This window comes from Cuspidothrix issatschenkoi CHARLIE-1 (assembly GCF_002934005.1).
GTDB lineage: Bacteria > Cyanobacteriota > Cyanobacteriia > Cyanobacteriales > Nostocaceae > Cuspidothrix > Cuspidothrix issatschenkoi.
Genome location: NZ_PGEM01000075.1, coordinates 23,141 through 41,083 on the forward strand (window position 1 = coordinate 23,141; position 17,943 = coordinate 41,083).

Here is a 17,943-nt window from a genome sequence, read left to right on the forward strand (position 1 = left end):
CGGACAACGGAAACCTGACTATTCCTCATCATAGGGTTCTAAATCAAAAGACTCGTTTTTATTGGCTGAATAAATATCTGTGGAATCGCCATTAGTGGTATTTGCGGCCATGCCTTTGGGTAAACCATCGGGGCCAACGGTGACAAGATCAATTTGTTGGCGGTAATAATCAACACTCTTAACTTGCACACTGACGCGATCGCCTAGTCGGTAAGAAGCCCGATTTTTGCGACCAAATAGAGCCTGTTGTCGAGCGCGATATTCATACCAATCATCTTTAAGGGAACTGACGTGGACTAGACCTTCTACCCGTAAGGTGTTAGATAAATTTCCTTCCCTGGGCGATTCTAGAGGGACTTCAATTTCCACAAAGAACCCGTAGGATTGAACACCAGTAATGACTCCAGGAAAGACTTCGCCAATGCGTTGTTTCATTAAGGAGGCTTTTTGGAGTCCGGCTAAATCAGATTCAGCTTCTTGGACTTCTTTTTCCCGATCATTAATTTGGACGATAACTCTGGTTAAGTCGCTTTGCAGTTCTTGTTGCAGTTCTGGGGGGAGAACATTCCAATTAATCTCTTCGTGACAATTGGAATGTCGCAGGTTAATCCGTTCCTTGACGCGGGTATTACGGCGATCGCGTCCGTATTCTAATAAATTATGATAAACCCGTTGTAAAAGAATATCTGGGTAACGTCGGAGGGGGGCGGTGATATGGACATACTGGGATAAAGCCAAACCAAAGTGAGAACTCTTGGTGGTGCTATATACAGCCGGTTTGAGTGTGTCCTGTAATAAATAAGTCAGAACCTGTTCCGATGGCGAATCCGCAAAAGCAGCCGTTAAGTGTTGATAATCCAGGGGTTGGATTTCCAATTCTGGATCAAGAGCTAATTCCACACCTAAATTAACGGCTAGTTTGAGCATTTCCTGGACATCTTCCGTATCAGGTGTACCTTGAACCCGCCAAATACTGGGAATACCCAAAGCACTGAGATGATCAGCCATAAGTTGATTGACTAAAATCACCAACTCAGTGAACAAGCGTCGCCCCGGTAAGTCATTCAGGACAACCGATCCCAAATATCCTTCATCATAGTAGGGATTATGGCTAGGTGGTAGATTTAGCTGTAAACTACCTCGCTCAAAACGCACCTGTTTAATGACCTGTGCTAAAGTCTGCAAATCTTTGAGTTGCTCTTGAATGTCTCGCACTACTTTGCTAGTTTCACCAGCGAGGATGCTTTGTGTATCTGGATGAGTCACAGCCACATCTACATTGATCACAGTGGGTTGAATTTCCCATTCCTCCACCTTTCCTGATTGGGGGTTAATAGTGATCACAAAAGAAAGAGCCAAGCGATCGCTACCAGGAACTAGAGAACAACGTTCCATCACCGCTGCTGGTAACATCGGTAATAATAATTCTCCCAGATAGACCGACTTACCCCGCTTCAATGCTTCCCGGTCGAGGATTTCATCCGGTTGGATGTAATGGGAAACATCCGTGATGTGAAACATTAATCGCCAATTATCAGCAGTAATTTTTTCTAAACTGAAGGCATTTTCGACCACAGTATCATCTTGATTGGCGTTCTCCATCGTCAAGGTAAACACATCACGTAGATCAAGACGATTTTTCAGGTCTGCTTTAAGAATGCGCTTCGGTAACTTGGCCGCTGCATCTAGAACATGATTGGCAAAAGTGCGAGAAAGATCATGCTTACAAGTCACCAAATCTATATCTGCTGCGGCTTCTGCATCACTGCCCAGGATTTGTACCACCCGACCCAAGGGGGGATATTGTGCCAATGGATAACGGAGAATTTCCACATGAGCTAAATGATCAATTGCTGCTGCCAAATCCATATTATTGAGTTGCAGTGTCAATTCAAACAGCAATCGGTCATCTAAAGGTACAGCCCGAAAACCGCTTTCTACCTGCTTAATTCGAGCTAGTAAAGTGTGATTAGATCGCTCCATGATCAACTTCACCTCTCCTTCAGGCGATCGCCGCCGACTGCCTTCCTTGAGGACCTTGACCAAAACGCGATCCCCATTCCAGGCATTACTGAGATGACTTTCCCGAATATAAATATCCTCCGAGCCTTCCGTATCTTGAATTGCAAAACAAAAGCCCTTACTAGAACACCGCAATTTAGCCTCAATCAGCCCTTCTTCAGTCACACGGCGGTATTTGCCCCGTTCCTTCACCAACAGGCCAATTTTTTCTAGTACATCTAAAATAATTTGCAGTTTTTCGAGACTTTCTTCATCCTCACAACCCAGTTTTTTTTCTAGGACTTTACGAGCTACCAATTTATCATCTGTAAAATTGGCAAGAAGTGTAGCGATTGAAAATTCCATGCAGTGAACCGACCTTTGGTCAAAACATCATTTTTTGTCGAATCTGGTTCTTTACTAGTTAGGGTGACAGTCAGCAAAAGTCCCTGCTCCGACTTGCGACTGAACAACCATCTCAGAATCTGTTTGGGCGCTACTGAATCTTGATCCCAACAATTTTCACTCTGCACTCCTGATACTCAATGATTCATCACTAGCTAATTAGATTATGGGTGGGTGAGAGACTTGGTTTGGAGAACTCTCCCTGCTACCCAAAAGCTATCAACTCGGTTCATCACAGGTTTTTAATTGTTGAGAACGAGAACAACAGTAACTTCACGCCATAAACATCTGATAGCCTAGCGTGGCGCTAGTCATGTCTTAACTAGGAGAAACTGCCGATAAACCCAATTCTCCCATAACGTAGAATCGGTAACAATTAGGTAAGCAGTAAAACACAGGCAGTGAGGGCAAACCTTATCCTTACTATTGTAGATTTAGAGCGCACTTATTTGAAAATACTTTTAGATATCTAATTGAGTGGCTAGTATAGCATTTAGGGAAAGATGAGGATTTGCCGTTAATTAACCCTGAGCAACTGGTAGTATCAAGACATATTTAATGTCGTGACTGCTGAGTTCTCAGTAAGACTTTATATTGAAATATGGGGTTTTGTCTAGAGGATGGTCAGTTGTCAGTTGTTAGTTGTTCCCTGACTAGCAATTTATGTTATTACGAGAATTCAGATAAAAATGGTTGAAACTATGATGCTGGCACAATTTCAGAACTTGTACCCCAACGGCAGTATTATCTCAGAATTAGTAGAAATTTTTCAAGGGAAATATATCGTCCGTGTCAGTATCCAGCTAGAGGGAATCACCCGTGCAACGGGCATGGCAGGGGCAGAAAAAGTAGAAGCAGCAGAAGATCATGCTATAGATAGAGCTTTGATAGTGCTGGGAATGAAGAATCTGCCCACCGAATTGGCAAAATCTCCCCTTCCATCTGTTGCTTGTGCACCTATTAAACCAAATGTCCAGGAGTCAAAACCTGTAACTGCTATGGGTAACACACAGACATATACCCCACCTGTGATCGAACCACAAATTAATACCCAAGTTATCAAACCAGACATCTTTCCCAGTCAAGAACCAGAATATCCACCATTAGCAGAAGTTCCTCCCAGTAACGTCACACCTTTTACACCTCGTACTTATACCCCCTATGAAGATGCTGGTAGTCAGTCAGCTTTGGGTAAGAAAAAGAGACATAACGAACCAGTTAATTTATCGGATGTCATTGCCCAAACAGATGTGGAAATAGAACGTTTAGGCTGGACTCCAGAACAGGGAAAAGATTATCTGCTCAAAACCTATGGTAAACGCGGACGTTCTTTACTCAGTGAAGAGGAATTACGAAATTTTCTCACTTATCTCAAATCACAACCAGATCCCATTGCCGGATTTTAAATAAGTTGGGCAGTAGGGGCGAACGGCCGTTCGCCCGTACAACTAATAACTAAACCAATGCTACAGGACGACTACCAGCCGCATGACGGTCAATTACTTGGTCAATTAAGCCATATTCTCTAGCTTCAGCTGGAGACATAAAGAAATCCCGTTCAGTATCTTCAGAAATACGCTCATAAGGTTGACCAGTATGTTCCGCTAGATACTCATTAAGGCGCTGCTTGTGATACAAAATTTCCTTGGCTTGAATGGCGATATCAGTTGCTTGCCCTTGAGCGCCACCTAAAGGTTGATGAATCATAATCCGTGAATGAGGTAAACTCATCCTTTTACCCTTTGTCCCAGCACTGAGGAGAAAAGCACCCATGCTTGCTGCTAATCCTGTACAGATGGTACAAACATCGGGGCGAATTTGCTTCATGGTGTCAAAAATGCCCATTCCTGCTGTCACTGAACCACCTGGAGAATTAATGTACATATATATATCTTTCTCGGCATCTTCAGAATCTAAAAACAGCAGTTGGGCAACAATCAGGTTAGCCAAATTGCTATCAACCTGTTCTCCCAAAAAAATAATCCGCTCACGCAACAGCCGTGAATAAATATCAAAGGCGCGTTCGCCTCGACCTGATTGTTCAATAACGATAGGAATCATGCAGCGTGTTTTTAGCTATTTTCAATTTATTCTATCGGTGAGAATGGCTGATTGTGTTGAATTTGCCAACTAAAGATTAGAAATAAGCAGGGGACAGAGGGTAGGGGCAGAGAATAAGTTAAGTATTTTTACGGTGTCAATATTGAAACTGAGTAAGGTACAACTATTAAATATTGGTAAAAATTTAAAAATAAACTTCTGTTTTATGGACACTTTTTACTCAAACTAACGTCCCAGTTGTCAGGTAAATTTAATATAGAGAGCTAGATCACACTTTTTTAAATATTTGTGAGATATTCTCAAATTATATTCACTAAATCCGATAAACGAGAAACACGAAGTGTATTTACAATAACAGTTTCAAAATCACAGGTTCTTATGGAAACGCCATCCATATAAAAAGAGGGGGTACTATGCTAGAAAAACTTATGCAAGCAGCCTTGATTACATTTTTATTACAAATAATAGCTGTATTGAGTAATACCAATTCAATACAACCCAAGGTAGTATCTCCTTTTGCCGAAATCTCTGGGCCTGTCATTAGTTCAAATTTTCGGGTTTTGGAGTAGACATCATATAGCAGGAGGCGGTGGTTCGACTTACTTCGACCCTTCGACTAGCCCAGGGCATCGCCAGCTCAGTCAGTACAAGTCGCTCACCAACCGGGACAGGAGGCAGCAGGTAGGAGGCAGCAGAGAAAGCCTTATCCTGTATCATTTTTAATTTTCAGGACTTCGACTATGGCTACGCCACGCAGGCTATCGCTCAGTAACCGTTTGTGTCTCATTCAACTGCATACCGCCATATCAAATAAATAATGTTGCATATTTTTTGATTTCCTGTTCTCTGTTCCCTGCTATATGTAGTCTAAATTTGCCTTTTTAATTCCTACTTGTAGTAGGAATGATTTTATGTTTACTGTTGTGATCAGTTCCACCTGTGAGGCTACGGAAATATAACCCACCAATAGTAATAACAAACAGAAAATATCCTACTGCTTGGACAATATAAATTTTGTCTCTATAACCAAATAATGATTTGAGAATAATACCAGGGAATTGTTCATCTGGTAAAATCTTCGATGTATTCCAAACTATTGGACCAAGAATACAAGAGTGAATTCTGGTGAAATGTTCGTAATAGAAACAGAGATTTTCCGAGGAACGACTACTTAAAGCTAAATTAGCTGTAGCTTCATCAAAATGTTGTAAACCAGAAACGACTAAACCAGAAACAATTAAGATTAATAACACTCCCATAACTTGGAAGAATTGGCGAATGTTAATTCTTACACCCCACTTAAATAACAAGACACCAATTCCTGCTGCTGTGGCTAAACCACCTAGTGCGCCGATGGTGGGTAATAATCCTTGTTGAAAATTAGCAGCGACAAAGAGAACTGTTTCAAATCCTTCTCGTAGTATGGCGACTAAAATTAAACTAAAAACCCCCCAAGCTGCATTTGAATTTTTTCCTAGTGCTTCGGTAACTGCGCCCTCGACTTGGGCTTTCATAAATCTGGCTTGTTGGGTCATCCAGATTAACATCCAACTCAGCATGATTATAGCTAAAATACTAAAAATTCCTTCTAAAGCTGGTTCAACTACAGAGGTGTATTGAGGATTAATTGAACCTAAGAATTTAATGATGCCAGTAAATAAAAACCCGATTAAACCACTAACAATAATACCGACGATTACGCCAGCATAAACCCAAGGATTTAATCGAGATTGTTTGGCTTTTTTTAATAATGCCAGAACAATACCCACGACTAGGGCGGCTTCTACTCCTTCGCGTAAGGTAATTACAAAAGTGGGTAAGGCGGTACTAAAATTCATATTTGTTAGTTGTTAGTTGTTATGTTTGACATACTCACTGACCTAAAGGCGCGGTGATTCTTGAGACTTAAAGATTTATTTGGTCTGTGTTACTAAATATTGTCGGTCTGTATTTATCGGAGAAAGTATTGATTTGATTGAAAAATCATGGAGGTTGCTGAAAAAATGAATTTTCAAGTGCTTAAATTCAATGGTGAAAAAAACCATGTTCATGCGCTTATTGAGTATCCACCTAAGCTATCTATTTCCCAAATAGTAAATGCTTTAAAAGGTGTATCTAGCCGTAGATATGGACAAGCTGGCTACAAAAAAACCCATAAAGAAGCATTGTCGAGTCCTAGTTATTTTGCTATTTCTGTAGGAGGTGCGCCGTTAGAAATATTAAAGGAATAGCTCAAAAATCAAGAAAAGCCGTCCTAGAAGGACGGGGCTTGTATCCCATTATTTTCGGTCAGTTGTCGGTTCTCCTGACTTCTAACTTCCAAATTCTGACTCCTGACTCGGTGACTCCTACTTTATTAGCTGAAATCGCGTAACATTTTTTTGAGTTCGAGATTGTGCATTTCTTCTTGACCGATCATGCCACGGGCAAATTCTTCTAGGTAGATAGAAGCGTTATTTACTGTGTCTAGAAGAGTTTTATACATATCTAAAGCTTTCTTTTCATGGGATAAACTTTCTGTCAAGATATCTTTGACTGTATGATTGAAAGTCTCTTCCATGGGGGCAATTCTTAAAGTGGGATGTCCTTCTAAACCTGTAAGAATTTCTCCAACTTGTTGGGCGTGAAGTAAGGATTCTGTGGCTTGGGCTTTGAAGAATGCCACAATAGGTATACGATTAGGCCCTGTTACCATCAAGGAATAATGGGTGTAGCGAACTACCCCTGCTAGTTCAAATTCCATGATGGCATTGAGAATATCAATGGTCTTTTGGTGGTCGAGTTCTTGCATTAGTTGTTAAGTTGAACAAATTTACATCAGGAGAGTTTTTAGTTACCAGTTATTCGTGAGCAGTTATACTTTTTTCAGGTTTTGAAACCCTAAACTGGGTTCACTTTTAGTTTTTAACTATTTTCTCTCTTATTCACCATTTTAAACGTCTTATTCTGGACTTCCAATGGTGTGAAAATACTAATTTTGTGCTTTAGTGCTAGTTTTTGTTCGCACTTTTTGGGTATTTTCCTCGATGATTTTTACTAGCTTGGTAACATCTTCTGGAGTGTTGACTGCTTGGGCTGGAGGGATAGCAGTAGGCCAAACTTTCACCAATTCCATAAAAGCTGTATCTATGGCTTTGTGCGACTCAGGATGTTCCTGGGTCATTTGGCTAGAAATATTTTGATATAGTTCTTGGGAATAGACTACAAAGCCGCGAGAGTCTTGATATTCAATGGGGGCGGCAATGTTGCCATTAGCAGTTGCTGCACCATATTCTGAGTTAGCTGCATCTAATAAACCGTTAATTACTTGGAGAACAAATTCTGGTTTGCTACGTTCTTGGGTTGGTAAAGCAGCGATCGCACTATCAACAGCTTCTACAGAAGTAGTAAAGTTAGTTTTAATTTTGTCATCCTTGGGATTAGATTTAACTAAGTCGGTTAAACTGACCAAACTACTTTTAAATTCTTTAACTTTACGTTCTTCTAATTGTTCTTCAACATCAATATAAATTTCTTCTACTGGGTGTCCAATATGGGGTTGAGCTTGTTTAGGCTGATTTTGATCTAACAATTCTTTGGCTACCAAAAGATGTCCTTTCATCAAACCCAATTTGGTCATGTAGTCAATATCTTTGGCTTCTCCTGTGAGTACCACTTCCTCTACTGTCACCATGTCTTTAATTCGGTCAAACTGTGGCTGAGTAATTACTTTTTTACTGACTAAATCCGCTGGACTAGCGTAGGGACGGTTAGCTTGAATTTTGTTTGATAAAGCTGGGACTCCTAATGTAGCTTCTAATTTATCTAACTGCGATAAAATTGCATTATTGATATTAATTTTAGCTTTATTACCATGACCACCATGAGCGCTCATTTCTGAAACCGGCACTGTACTTTGTGTTTGCATTTCTGCTTTTGGTGTCTCGCTGGTACAAGAACTCAAGGAAATCATGGCACAAGCAGCGATAGACAAGAATAAATAAGGGAATCTGATCATTTTTGCTCCTGGTAAACTGTTAATGTTTGTAATTTAAGGATTTAGCAGTAGATAAATTTGCAAATATTTCATTTTAGATATAATTATGATTTATCATAAATGCAAATATTTATCAACTATTTTTCTAAAAGACAAGTATAAATTAAGTAAGTAAATTTCAGATATTACTAAATTTGGGTTTTACTAAGTTGCTAATCTTTCTGAGTTTTGTCAGGATTTACTGACCAATTTTTGGGAATCTTTTTCCGCGATTACTTCAAACTGTCCCATACACCCGCTTTCAGCGATCGCATCTTGATGAGGATGAAACATATATTTTCCTGGATACTTAAAAGCAAACTCTAAAATATGCCTTTCTGCTATACCCATTGTTAAAACGTCCGTTTTTTCACTGGGAGTCATGGTCATCCCGGAACGATAAACATCAAAGAAATTAGCGTGCAGGTGAAACGTCACTGCTGGATCAAATTCAATAATGTTTAGGACATATAACCGAATTAACTGATTTTGATAAATCTGGATAGGATGGTGCATATAATAATGTGGTACACCATTAAACGCATAATATTCATTTTTGTTATCATCATTGACATCATACCCAGACATGATTAAAACAATTTCGTCAGCCGGGGGACGAGGTTTAGGCGGGTCAATGATAAACATTCCATATAAGCCCTTGGCAATGTGGCGAGTAACCGGGGCAACATGACAATGATATAAATGTACGCCGTAGGGTTCGGCATCAAATTCATAGATAGTGGCTTTACCATTGCTCACAGGCCGTACTCCATCCATTTCTGCGCGATGAACTCCATGAAAATGTAAGGAGTGAGAATGTCCAGCCTTATTGAGAAAAAGTATTCTTATTCTTTCTCCTTCTTTTGCCCGCAGTGTGGGTCCAGGGATACGCCCGTTTAAGTCCCAAATGTTATAGGAAACAGCACTATTAAGCTGGATGGTGGAAGTTCTAGCAACTAATTGAAATTCGCGGATTGTCCGCCCATTTTCCTGTTTAATTGTCCCATAATCAAAATCTCGTAACACCTGCATGGGGTTAGTAGCACCGTTAGCTGCTGCCATCTCCATAGGTGGTATTCTCACCATAGCATGATTTTTGCCGCCTAATATTTGCCACAATGCCCCCGCAGTCATAATTCCCACACCAGAAACTCCCAATTTTAGCAGTTGACGACGAGTCCAAATTTTATCTTGACTAAGGGTAAAGTTATCTGACATGAGATTTTTAGGGGTATATTGAGAAAATGAGAATTATTTGCAATTAGTTTTACATATCTTATAAAAATTAGGAATTATTGTCAATAACTTAGAAAAATTTATTTTCAGGACTATTCTTGGTATATTGGTTTTTTTACCCTTGTCTAAAACCTAGTCCATAGAATAAGGTACTAGGATGTTGATAATGACTGCTGGTATCAATAATATGTTTTTGTTATCAGGACTTAGGCAAAATACCTCAAAAGTAGGGGTAATTCATGAATTACCCCTGGGAAAGAATCAGGTTTTTGATGACTTCGTGCGTAAGTCCTAGTTATTAACCAGCAAAGTACACTTTATTTTGATAAATTAGCCCAACTATTTATGGGAGTTGACAAATGACTGCTTTTTCTCCTAGTTCAGTATTACAAAAAACTGCTGGTATTACCCTTTCTAAACCAGTACAGGTAACACTTTATATGATGTTATCTTCTTTAGTTATTTGGACTGTGTTTTTCTCCACCTATCCGCCAGCGCATAACACAGCACACTCAGCGCGTCACCATGCTTTAGGCGTGGCCTGTCATTAAATTTATCTTTGGATAATTTGCTTATGGTGGGCAATGCCCACTGTACATTATTTTTTGAAAAATCAAATATCAGTGTCGGAATTCAGGAGTCAGAATATTTGTTGGTAGTTATCATCTTCCAGAAGTCTGTTTTTTGTGCAATTATCAAGAATAATTTGAAAAATTTGATTATTATGTATCCTGAATTCTTACATATTAGTCCTAGATAAATAACATATTTCTTTGCAATTAAATCTTAGTTGACTATGAAAAAGTATCGCCTGTTTGCTCTTATCAGTGCTGCTTGTATTTGTTTATCAATTTTATATTCTTGGGTGGGAGTTGCCCAAACTCCTCAATCTCAAGTTTTATTAACTACAAACCCATCTTTAGAAAAAATTCTCCCCTTTGAAGCTGGTACAGATAGGGAACAATCTCCAGTTAAGTTTACATTGCAAGCTGTTGACGCTAGAGGAAAACTATTAAACAATGCTTTAATTAAATTACAGATTTCCACACCTCCCCGTAATCATTTTTTAACTACAGATTTTCCTATTGTGGAAGGAACAAAGTTATTAGAATTGGAGGCGGCTGCACTTAATGGTAAATTAGAATTTGAGCAAATGTTACCAATTCGGGGTAATTATCAAATTCAAGTTAATGTTTCTCCTTTAGAGGCAAATGCTTTTGCTAGTTATGAGCAAACTTTGAATTTAAATGTGAGAGAAAATCCCGTTAAATATAAATATTTTGCTGTCATCGCAGCGATTTTATTATCATTAGGATTGTTAGGCGGTTGGGTAATTGGTGGACAAGAGGAAATTAAAGATGGGGAAATTGCCCCGCAGTCTGTCCGGTTGTTGTTAAGTGCATTAACCGTAGTGGCAATTGTGACTCTATTATTTATTAATATCACGGCGGAAGTTGCGGAAGCTCATGGTGATGCACATAATCATAAAAACGAGAAGATAGCCCCATCAATTAGCCAATATCAGGGCATGAAAATCAAGATTACAGGCGATAAAATGGCGACTGTGGGGAGGTTGGCAAATTTAGCGGTTGAGGTCAAGGATAGCACTACAGGGGCAGCTATTAAGGATGTAGGATTGCGAGTAAAAGCGATCGCATTGGAAGATAATTTAACGGTGTTTGCTTATCAGGGATTTCCTAATGCAGAAGGGAAGTTAATCTGGCAAGAACAATTTTTTGATGGCGCACCTCATAAGGTAGAAGTAGAAGCTATTTCTTTACCTGAATCTTCACGTCAGTTTCCAGGAGTGAAGGTAGCGCAATTTGTCGAAGTTGAGGGAATTGCACCACCAATTTATATTCGGTTAATTGGCTTATTTTATTTTACGGCTATTGTGGGTATGGGAATGGCGATTGGGTTGTTAATTCAGCATAAAAGAGGATTGCCATTGAGGGGAAATTAAGAGTAAGAACAGGAGTCAGGAGGGGCGAACGGCCGTTCGCCCGTACAGGAGTCAGAATATTTGTTTGTAGTAGGAATTACTTCTCTATTTAGGGAATTTTGCCGGATTATTCAATAGTAATTTTAGCTCTTTGTCTTTTAAATCGCCTTTCAATTCTTCAAAAATGTGGTTATTAATTGAGTATTATGATTGATTTTGTACCCCATACTCAAGAAATAATTTTTGATTTACAATCTTTGAGGTTAATTTTTAGACAGATAATTTATTAAGCAAAATTTGATCTAGGTTGAATTGATAGTTAAAAATATAGTTGTCTTCCTACCAGGGGAGGAATTCTGCAATAAAGCTAGAATTTTTGAGATATTGATATTTACATATTTTGGACTAAAAAAAGCCTAAAAATAGATTTAATAGGAACTTTTCAGGAATAATAATATATAAAACTTTTGAGGGAATTACTAGGTATCAATGTTTAGTTATTATTCAATTAAATCCGAGTGCAGTAGTTAAGTTTTTTATAGGAGAAATCAGGTGTTTAAATATATTTCTCAGTTAATGACTCATCAGCAATTAAAAGTCCCTATGCTGAGTTTAATCCTAGCTATTACTGGTATGTTAGGTGTTAGCTATACAGGTCAACAACATCAAAAATTGCTGTCATCCACAGCCCTAGCAAATAACTATATAGTCCCGAAAACTATGTCTGATACTCCTGTATTATCAGACCTCAAACTCACGAAAGAGGAAAGCATTCAACCATCAATAGCTAATACTTCTTATCAGTCATCTACTGACGAATTAACAGAAAATATTACTACACTATCTACAAAATCTAGAGAATTAAATATCAAAGGAAAAGTGCAATTTCCTGATAAAGATGGTATTTATCTCTATGGACAATCTACACAACCAAATCAATTAGGAGAAGGTTATATTCTGTTTCAAAAACGGCAAAATAGAATAGTTGGTGCTTTGTATGTACCTCAATCTGAGTTGAGTTGTTTTCAAGGAACTTTAGGCAAGTCAGGAGAATTAGCCATGACAGTCAAGAGTTCTCCTGGTGAAGTGGGTGCAGTGGAAGTTTCTACCACCAGCACAATTCCTAAAATTAGTGATGATACTTCAGAAACTTATACTCATTCAATTAGTTTGCAAGACTATTATCAGTTAAATTCTGTGAGTGCAAATGATAGAAGAATATTGCAAATGTGTAAACAGGAGGTTAGATAGTACCAGTATGACTGATATCACGTTTAGTAAATTAACAAGTCTCTCACTCGACTGTATTCTTATATTACCTAAGAACTAGAAGTATCAGAAACGGCTTTTATTACTTTCCTTCCTTTCTTCGTAGTGAAAATTTACCCTACTTCTGTATAAATCTTCACTCATAAGTAATAGGACAAAATTAATTACACAAACATCTGGGCTGAAATTCTTGACTGATAAAGAATTGGTAAATAACTAATATGTAATTAATTCTGTCCAGATACTTATTGAATATGTAGTTGATATATGGTACTTTGCACTTAAACAACTTATGAAAAAGGAAAGCAGTACGCATGTATCACGAAAATAAGAGTTTTCAAACTAGCCTCACTGACAATCTTGACTATCCTGAATTCTGTTTAAAAGCCAGTTTAGACTATTCTATATTTAAGGATTTCCGTCAAAATGAAATATACAATATTGCATTAGAACATGATTCCTTTGAGCAAGGTTTGGAGTATTTGGAAGCAACGCAAAAGTCCGAGTCCAATGTATTAAGCAATATTAATGAATTTCGGAAGAATGATTTGATTGGAAATCCGAGAGTTTTTGATTACGAAGGTATTGGGACAATAGCACCACCTACTCTGAGATACATAAAAATTCTATCAGATTTAGAATCTGAATTTGGAACTCTAGATAACTTCAATATTTGTGAAATTGGTGTTGGTTATGGAGGGCTATGTAGAATTATTAGTAGTTATTTCAATATCAAAACCTATACATTGGTTGATTTGAAATCCGTGTTACAACTAGCCCAAAGATATTTAGATCATTACCCATTAAATACGACGGTTGTTTATAAAACAATGAATGAACTATTAGGAAATAGTTATGATCTTGTGATCAGTAATTATGCCTTGACGGAGATTAGAAGAGAAATACAACAAGTTTATTTAGAAAAAGTTGTAATTCCTGCTCAACGAGGTTATATTACATACAATGAAATCAATCCAAAAGAATTTAATTCTTATACCAAAGAAGAATTTATTGCACTAATTCCTCAAATTAAAATCAAAGAAGAAGTTGCTATCTTAGATCCTAGAGATTGTACCTTAGTTTGGTAATCAAAATTTATCTTATCTATTCACGTCTTCAATTCTCTTAACAACATTAGGGTAGGCAATGCCCGTCCTACGAAATCTCAAAAATTCTAGATTTTTATGGCTCTCATAGACTAGATAAGCTGTTACGCAGCTAGATCCAATAATCCTAATGTTGTTATTTCTTGTAGTGCGGGCATCTTGCCCGCAAGAATTATACAAATTAAATGCACCAAATTAAATGCACAACAGCTTATGAAAACTTAATACTTAATGCTTACCTAAATTAATTATGTAGCAGGAGATTCAATAAAATCAAAATCAATTTTTATTAAATCAGTTATTTTATATTCATAAAATTCCTGTATAATAAGGTTCTCAAGCATTATTTTTTATTAAATTATCATACCCACTCTGGGAGAGCCATTTTTATTTTTCTGGCCAGATTACTTCTAGACGCTCTTGTGCTTCTTTTAAAGCGGTTTCGGCTGAAGATTTACCTAATAATGTCGCCTCAATTGCTCTACCCAAACTATCAGAAATGCGACTATATCCAGCCAGAATTGGTCGAGAACCAGCGACACTCATTTGGTCTACAAATACTTGTAACCAGGGTTTATCACTGAGATATTTTTTATATTCTGGACTTGCTGCTGATTTCATGTTAACTGGTAAAAATCCTGTACCTATTGCCCATTCTGTTTGAAATTCTTCACTTAAAACAAATTCTAAAAATTTAAAGGCGGCTTTTTCTCTTTCTGGTTGGGTTTTCATAATAAAAAAACCACCTGTACCTGTAACTGTAGCTGGAGTCATATTAGTAGGAATGGGAAAAACTTTATAATCTACTTTAGACTTGGTAATATAAGTCCAAGATCCGGTAATTTGCATGGCTACACGACCACTGAGAAAAGCATCTTCCTCATAACCTCTTTCTGGGGGAGAAAGAGTTGCAGAACCATCTTTAATTAAGTTTTCCCAGAATTTTAAAGCAGTAATAGTTCTTTTATTAATTAAATTGGGACGGTCATTAGTGACTATTTCTCCTTGAGAACTTAATAAAAACGGAAACCAACTAAAAACAGTCCATTCTCCCTTACCTAAAGGTAATAACATTCCATATTGTTCTGGTGTTTTATCGCCATTTTTATCTATTGTTAATTTTTTAGCAACTTCTCTAAATTCTTCCCAGGTTTTAGGAGGTTGAGAAATTCCTGCTTTTGCAAATAAATCATGACGGTAAAAAATACCAATGTTGCTGGTATAAAATGGAATTGACCATTGATGGCCATCTAATTGTAATTCCTTAAATAAACGGGGACTAACTTCTGATTTAACCGGTGATTTCTCTAACCACTGTTCTAAAGGTACAATTGCTCCTAATTCGGCAAATTGTCCCGTCAGTTGTGGATCAAATGCTAAAATATCCGGAGGTGCATTACCAACAACGGCGGTTAATATTTTGGGTAATCCTTCGGCATAAACAGACTCTATTTGAATATCCCTATGAGTTTGATTAAATCTGTCCACTAATTTATCAAAAACATATCGGTTCTTAGGTGGATTAATACTTTGCCACAGGGTTAAATGAATAATGCTTGTGTCTTTATGTATATAGCTTTGACAACTGGATAATAGTGTAATGCAGAAAACAACTGCAATCACTAAAAGAGAAAGTTTCCCACTAGAATTAAATAACTGTTGGTAAAAACTTCTAATTTTAGGGACAATTTGAACTTGGCTGATGTTCATAGAAATACATTAGATAGATGAAGAAATACTATTAGTAAAATTCTTACTTACGCTAGTTTCAGCCCTAGTATAAACATAAGTTTCAGGCTCTTTTATTGTGTGTGTTTTAAAGATTTTTTCTGCTCTTTCCCATAAATCTGTATCTTCTCCATAAGTCATGTGTTTAAATCCTTGCAACTCAAAAAATACCTTTCTTTTACCAAAAAATGTTGGACCCAAAACACATTCTTTTAAATTAATTAACTTACCTGGTTGAAAATAATCTGCAACTAAAATTTCTTCTTCGCTAAAAAATCCTCCTTGAATCAAATCAATTTCTGGATGAGCTTTCATATATTCTAATCGTGACTCTAAATGATTTGGTTTGTATGAGTCGTCACTATCAAGCAGTGTTATGTATCTACCAAATGATGCCTGTATACCTGCATTTTTGGCATAGCATTGTTTTTTATTTTGATGCTTTAAATACCGGATATTATTGTATTGACCAAGATAGGGATTGACAATTTCAAATGTATTATCACAGCTACCATCATCCACTATTAAAAGTTCCCAATTTGTAAAAGTTTGATTGAGGACACTCTCAATGCCTTTATTTAAGTAATGAGCGCGGTTATAGGTACAGACAATAATGCTAATTTCTGGGGTGATATCAAAAGCGATAGGACTCATGGTGAGTTATTTACAGATAAAAGGTAGGTTAATGGCGTATCAACTAATATCTAGTATCGCATAACATGGTAAAATGACTAAGTTAGTGATCATTCCCTTAAATACTAGGTAACAATGATAACTAATATTCTGAAATATTTACAAACTTCAGAATGCAGTCAAAACCAATCTGATAAAACATTTTACAGTTGGTTCAATATTCATTAAATATATTTTTTCAGCCTATGACTCATTTTGGCACGATTTGCCCCACCGCTACTGGTCACTTAAACACTATGACTGCTTTAGGACGCGAACTCAAAAAACGAGGTCATCGTGTCACTGTTTTGGGGATGGCTGATGCAGAACCCAATGCCGAAGCTGCTGGCTTGGGATTTCGTCCTATTTCTGGGGATGAGTTGCCAGTGGGAACAACAGCTAAATTTTATGAGGAGTTGGGCAAACTCAATGGGTTAACCGCATTACGTTACACAACTTCTTTATCAGAACAAACCACAGCTTTATTTTTGCGGGATGCGCCACAAGTTATTCAAGATGCTGGAATAGAAGCACTAATAATTGATGAATGTATATTTGGAGGAAGCACAGTAGCCGACTTTTTGAATATACCTTTTGTGACTGTTTGTTCCGCCCTAGTCAATGGTTTTGATCATTCTATTCCGCCATATTTTAAAACTTGGCAATATAATCCAGCATGGTGGGCAAGGTTAAGAAATCGTGTAGGTTATGAGTTAATGTTGTTGAGTTTTAGTAAACCTATCCGACAGGTAATTTCAAAATTTCGCCGTGAATGGAATTTACCACCTTGTACTAATATTAATGATTTTTACTCTGTTTCTAAATTAGCAATTATTAGTCAACAAGTAGCCGAGTTTGAGTATCCAAGACCTAATTTAGCAAGATTACTTCATTTTACTGGACCCCACTTTGATGTTACAGCTAGAAAATCCGTTGATTTTCCCTTTGAAAAATTAAATGGACAGCCTCTCATTTATGCTTCGATGGGAACATTACAAAATCGGCTGCATAATATTTTCCATCATATTGCGGAAAGTTGTGTAGGTCTAGATGCTCAATTAGTTCTTGCACTGGGAGGTGGACTAGAACCTCAAGACTTACCAAACTTACCAGGAAATCCCATAGTTGTGAAATATGCTCCACAGTTAGAACTGCTACAAAAAGCAAGTTTAACTATTTGTCATGCTGGAACTAATACTGTTTTGGAGTCATTGTTTTATGGTGTACCTTTGGTGACTATTCCGATTACTAATGACCAACCAGGAGTAGCCGCACGTATTGTCTGGTCTGGCACAGGAAAGTTTATTTCTACTTCCCGGTTAACTACTCCTAGATTACGTCAAGCTATTCAAGAAGTATTGACGCAACCATCTTACAAAAATAATGCTTTGAGGCTAAAAACAGCAATGAATCAAGCAGGAGGAGTAGGTCGTGCTGTTGATATTATTGAGGAAGTGATATTAAAAAATCAGTCAGTCAGCTTAACGGGTGACAAGACGGTTGAAGAT

General features: G+C 37.5%; 15 protein-coding genes and 1 pseudogene. 8 read left to right on the forward strand and 8 right to left on the reverse strand.

The features are described from left to right. Positions 1-18: 18 nt before the first annotated feature. Positions 19-2,367, reverse strand: a complete 2,349-nt coding sequence (locus tag CUN59_RS10925) for a ribonuclease R family protein (protein ID WP_104387865.1) — start codon at positions 2,365-2,367, stop codon at positions 19-21. A gap of 743 nt (positions 2,368-3,110) precedes the next feature. On the opposite strand from CUN59_RS10925, the gene CUN59_RS10930 reads away from it, so the two are divergent. Next, a complete protein-coding gene (locus CUN59_RS10930) occupies positions 3,111-3,812 on the forward strand; it encodes a slr1353 family protein (RefSeq protein WP_104387881.1) in 702 nt (233 codons plus the stop codon). Between the two features lie 49 nt (positions 3,813-3,861). On the opposite strand, the gene clpP is transcribed toward CUN59_RS10930, so the two are convergent. Further along, the gene (gene clpP / locus CUN59_RS10935; RefSeq protein WP_104387866.1) at positions 3,862-4,467 is read right to left on the reverse strand and encodes an ATP-dependent Clp endopeptidase proteolytic subunit ClpP; all 606 of its coding nucleotides are present in this window, start codon (positions 4,465-4,467) and stop codon (positions 3,862-3,864) included. Positions 4,468-4,880: 413 nt separating this feature from the next. Here clpP and CUN59_RS21425 point away from each other — a divergent pair, with 413 nt between their 5' ends. Beyond that, positions 4,881-5,036 (forward strand): QAALIT motif small membrane protein, encoded by a 156-nt coding sequence (locus CUN59_RS21425; RefSeq protein WP_165790185.1) that lies wholly within the window; start codon positions 4,881-4,883, stop codon positions 5,034-5,036. A 312-nt stretch (positions 5,037-5,348) separates the two neighbouring features. Here CUN59_RS21425 and CUN59_RS10940 read toward each other — a convergent pair whose 3' ends face one another. Continuing rightward, a complete protein-coding gene (locus CUN59_RS10940) occupies positions 5,349-6,305 on the reverse strand; it encodes an FTR1 family iron permease (RefSeq protein ID WP_104387867.1) in 957 nt (318 codons plus the stop codon). A 73-nt stretch (positions 6,306-6,378) separates the two neighbouring features. On the opposite strand from CUN59_RS10940, the pseudogene tnpA reads away from it, so the two are divergent. After that, positions 6,379-6,698, forward strand: a pseudogene (gene tnpA, locus CUN59_RS10945) (IS200/IS605 family transposase). 125 nt (positions 6,699-6,823) lie between these two features. Here tnpA and CUN59_RS10950 read toward each other — a convergent pair. The 3 genes from CUN59_RS10950 to CUN59_RS10960 all read right to left on the reverse strand — a co-directional run bounded on the left by CUN59_RS10950 (position 6,824) and on the right by CUN59_RS10960 (position 9,700). Further along, positions 6,824-7,258 (reverse strand): ferritin-like domain-containing protein, encoded by a 435-nt coding sequence (locus tag CUN59_RS10950; protein ID WP_104387868.1) that lies wholly within the window; start codon positions 7,256-7,258, stop codon positions 6,824-6,826. Between the two features lie 180 nt (positions 7,259-7,438). After that, positions 7,439-8,464 (reverse strand): ComEA family DNA-binding protein, encoded by a 1,026-nt coding sequence (locus CUN59_RS10955; RefSeq protein WP_104387869.1) that lies wholly within the window; start codon positions 8,462-8,464, stop codon positions 7,439-7,441. A gap of 210 nt (positions 8,465-8,674) precedes the next feature. Further along, complete coding sequence (locus tag CUN59_RS10960; RefSeq protein WP_104387870.1) at positions 8,675-9,700, reverse strand: multicopper oxidase domain-containing protein; 1,026 nt, start codon at positions 9,698-9,700, stop codon at positions 8,675-8,677. Between the two features lie 377 nt (positions 9,701-10,077). Here CUN59_RS10960 and CUN59_RS10965 point away from each other — a divergent pair, with 377 nt between their 5' ends. The 4 genes from CUN59_RS10965 (at position 10,078) to CUN59_RS10980 (ending at position 14,017) form a co-directional block, all read left to right on the forward strand. Further along, on the forward strand, positions 10,078-10,269 hold the full coding sequence (locus tag CUN59_RS10965; protein ID WP_104387871.1) for a CbtB domain-containing protein: 192 nt from the start codon (positions 10,078-10,080) through the stop codon (positions 10,267-10,269). A gap of 245 nt (positions 10,270-10,514) precedes the next feature. Further along, on the forward strand, positions 10,515-11,681 hold the full coding sequence (locus CUN59_RS10970) for a hypothetical protein (RefSeq protein WP_104387872.1): 1,167 nt from the start codon (positions 10,515-10,517) through the stop codon (positions 11,679-11,681). A gap of 531 nt (positions 11,682-12,212) precedes the next feature. After that, positions 12,213-12,911, forward strand: coding sequence for a hypothetical protein (locus CUN59_RS10975; protein WP_104387873.1), 699 nt, complete (start codon positions 12,213-12,215; stop codon positions 12,909-12,911). 332 nt (positions 12,912-13,243) lie between these two features. Next, the gene (locus CUN59_RS10980) at positions 13,244-14,017 is read left to right on the forward strand and encodes a putative sugar O-methyltransferase (protein ID WP_104387874.1); all 774 of its coding nucleotides are present in this window, start codon (positions 13,244-13,246) and stop codon (positions 14,015-14,017) included. A 405-nt stretch (positions 14,018-14,422) separates the two neighbouring features. Here the strand turns inward: CUN59_RS10980 and CUN59_RS10985 are convergent, their stop codons facing one another. Continuing rightward, entirely contained in the window at positions 14,423-15,745 is a 1,323-nt protein-coding gene (locus CUN59_RS10985; RefSeq protein ID WP_104387875.1) for an ABC transporter substrate-binding protein, read from the reverse strand. Between the two features lie 9 nt (positions 15,746-15,754). Continuing rightward, complete coding sequence (locus CUN59_RS10990) at positions 15,755-16,417, reverse strand: glycosyltransferase family 2 protein (RefSeq protein ID WP_104387876.1); 663 nt, start codon at positions 16,415-16,417, stop codon at positions 15,755-15,757. A 224-nt stretch (positions 16,418-16,641) separates the two neighbouring features. On the opposite strand from CUN59_RS10990, the gene CUN59_RS10995 reads away from it, so the two are divergent. Beyond that, the coding region (locus CUN59_RS10995) for a glycosyltransferase (RefSeq protein ID WP_104387877.1) at positions 16,642-17,943 on the forward strand (1,302 nt) is incomplete at its 3' end.

Coding starts and splice junctions, on each gene's coding strand:
- CUN59_RS10980 (WP_104387874.1), top strand. CDS start 13,244: ATGTATCACGAAAATAAGAGTTTTCAAACTAGCCTCACTGACAATCTT.
- CUN59_RS10950 (WP_104387868.1), bottom strand. CDS start 7,258: ATGCAAGAACTCGACCACCAAAAGACCATTGATATTCTCAATGCCATC.
- CUN59_RS21425 (WP_165790185.1), top strand. CDS start 4,881: ATGCTAGAAAAACTTATGCAAGCAGCCTTGATTACATTTTTATTACAA.
- CUN59_RS10940 (WP_104387867.1), bottom strand. CDS start 6,305: ATGAATTTTAGTACCGCCTTACCCACTTTTGTAATTACCTTACGCGAA.
- CUN59_RS10955 (WP_104387869.1), bottom strand. CDS start 8,464: ATGATCAGATTCCCTTATTTATTCTTGTCTATCGCTGCTTGTGCCATG.
- CUN59_RS10965 (WP_104387871.1), top strand. CDS start 10,078: ATGACTGCTTTTTCTCCTAGTTCAGTATTACAAAAAACTGCTGGTATT.
- CUN59_RS10925 (WP_104387865.1), bottom strand. CDS start 2,367: ATGGAATTTTCAATCGCTACACTTCTTGCCAATTTTACAGATGATAAA.
- CUN59_RS10960 (WP_104387870.1), bottom strand. CDS start 9,700: ATGTCAGATAACTTTACCCTTAGTCAAGATAAAATTTGGACTCGTCGT.
- CUN59_RS10990 (WP_104387876.1), bottom strand. CDS start 16,417: ATGAGTCCTATCGCTTTTGATATCACCCCAGAAATTAGCATTATTGTC.
- CUN59_RS10930 (WP_104387881.1), top strand. CDS start 3,111: ATGCTGGCACAATTTCAGAACTTGTACCCCAACGGCAGTATTATCTCA.
- CUN59_RS10985 (WP_104387875.1), bottom strand. CDS start 15,745: ATGAACATCAGCCAAGTTCAAATTGTCCCTAAAATTAGAAGTTTTTAC.
- CUN59_RS10970 (WP_104387872.1), top strand. CDS start 10,515: ATGAAAAAGTATCGCCTGTTTGCTCTTATCAGTGCTGCTTGTATTTGT.
- clpP (WP_104387866.1), bottom strand. CDS start 4,467: ATGATTCCTATCGTTATTGAACAATCAGGTCGAGGCGAACGCGCCTTT.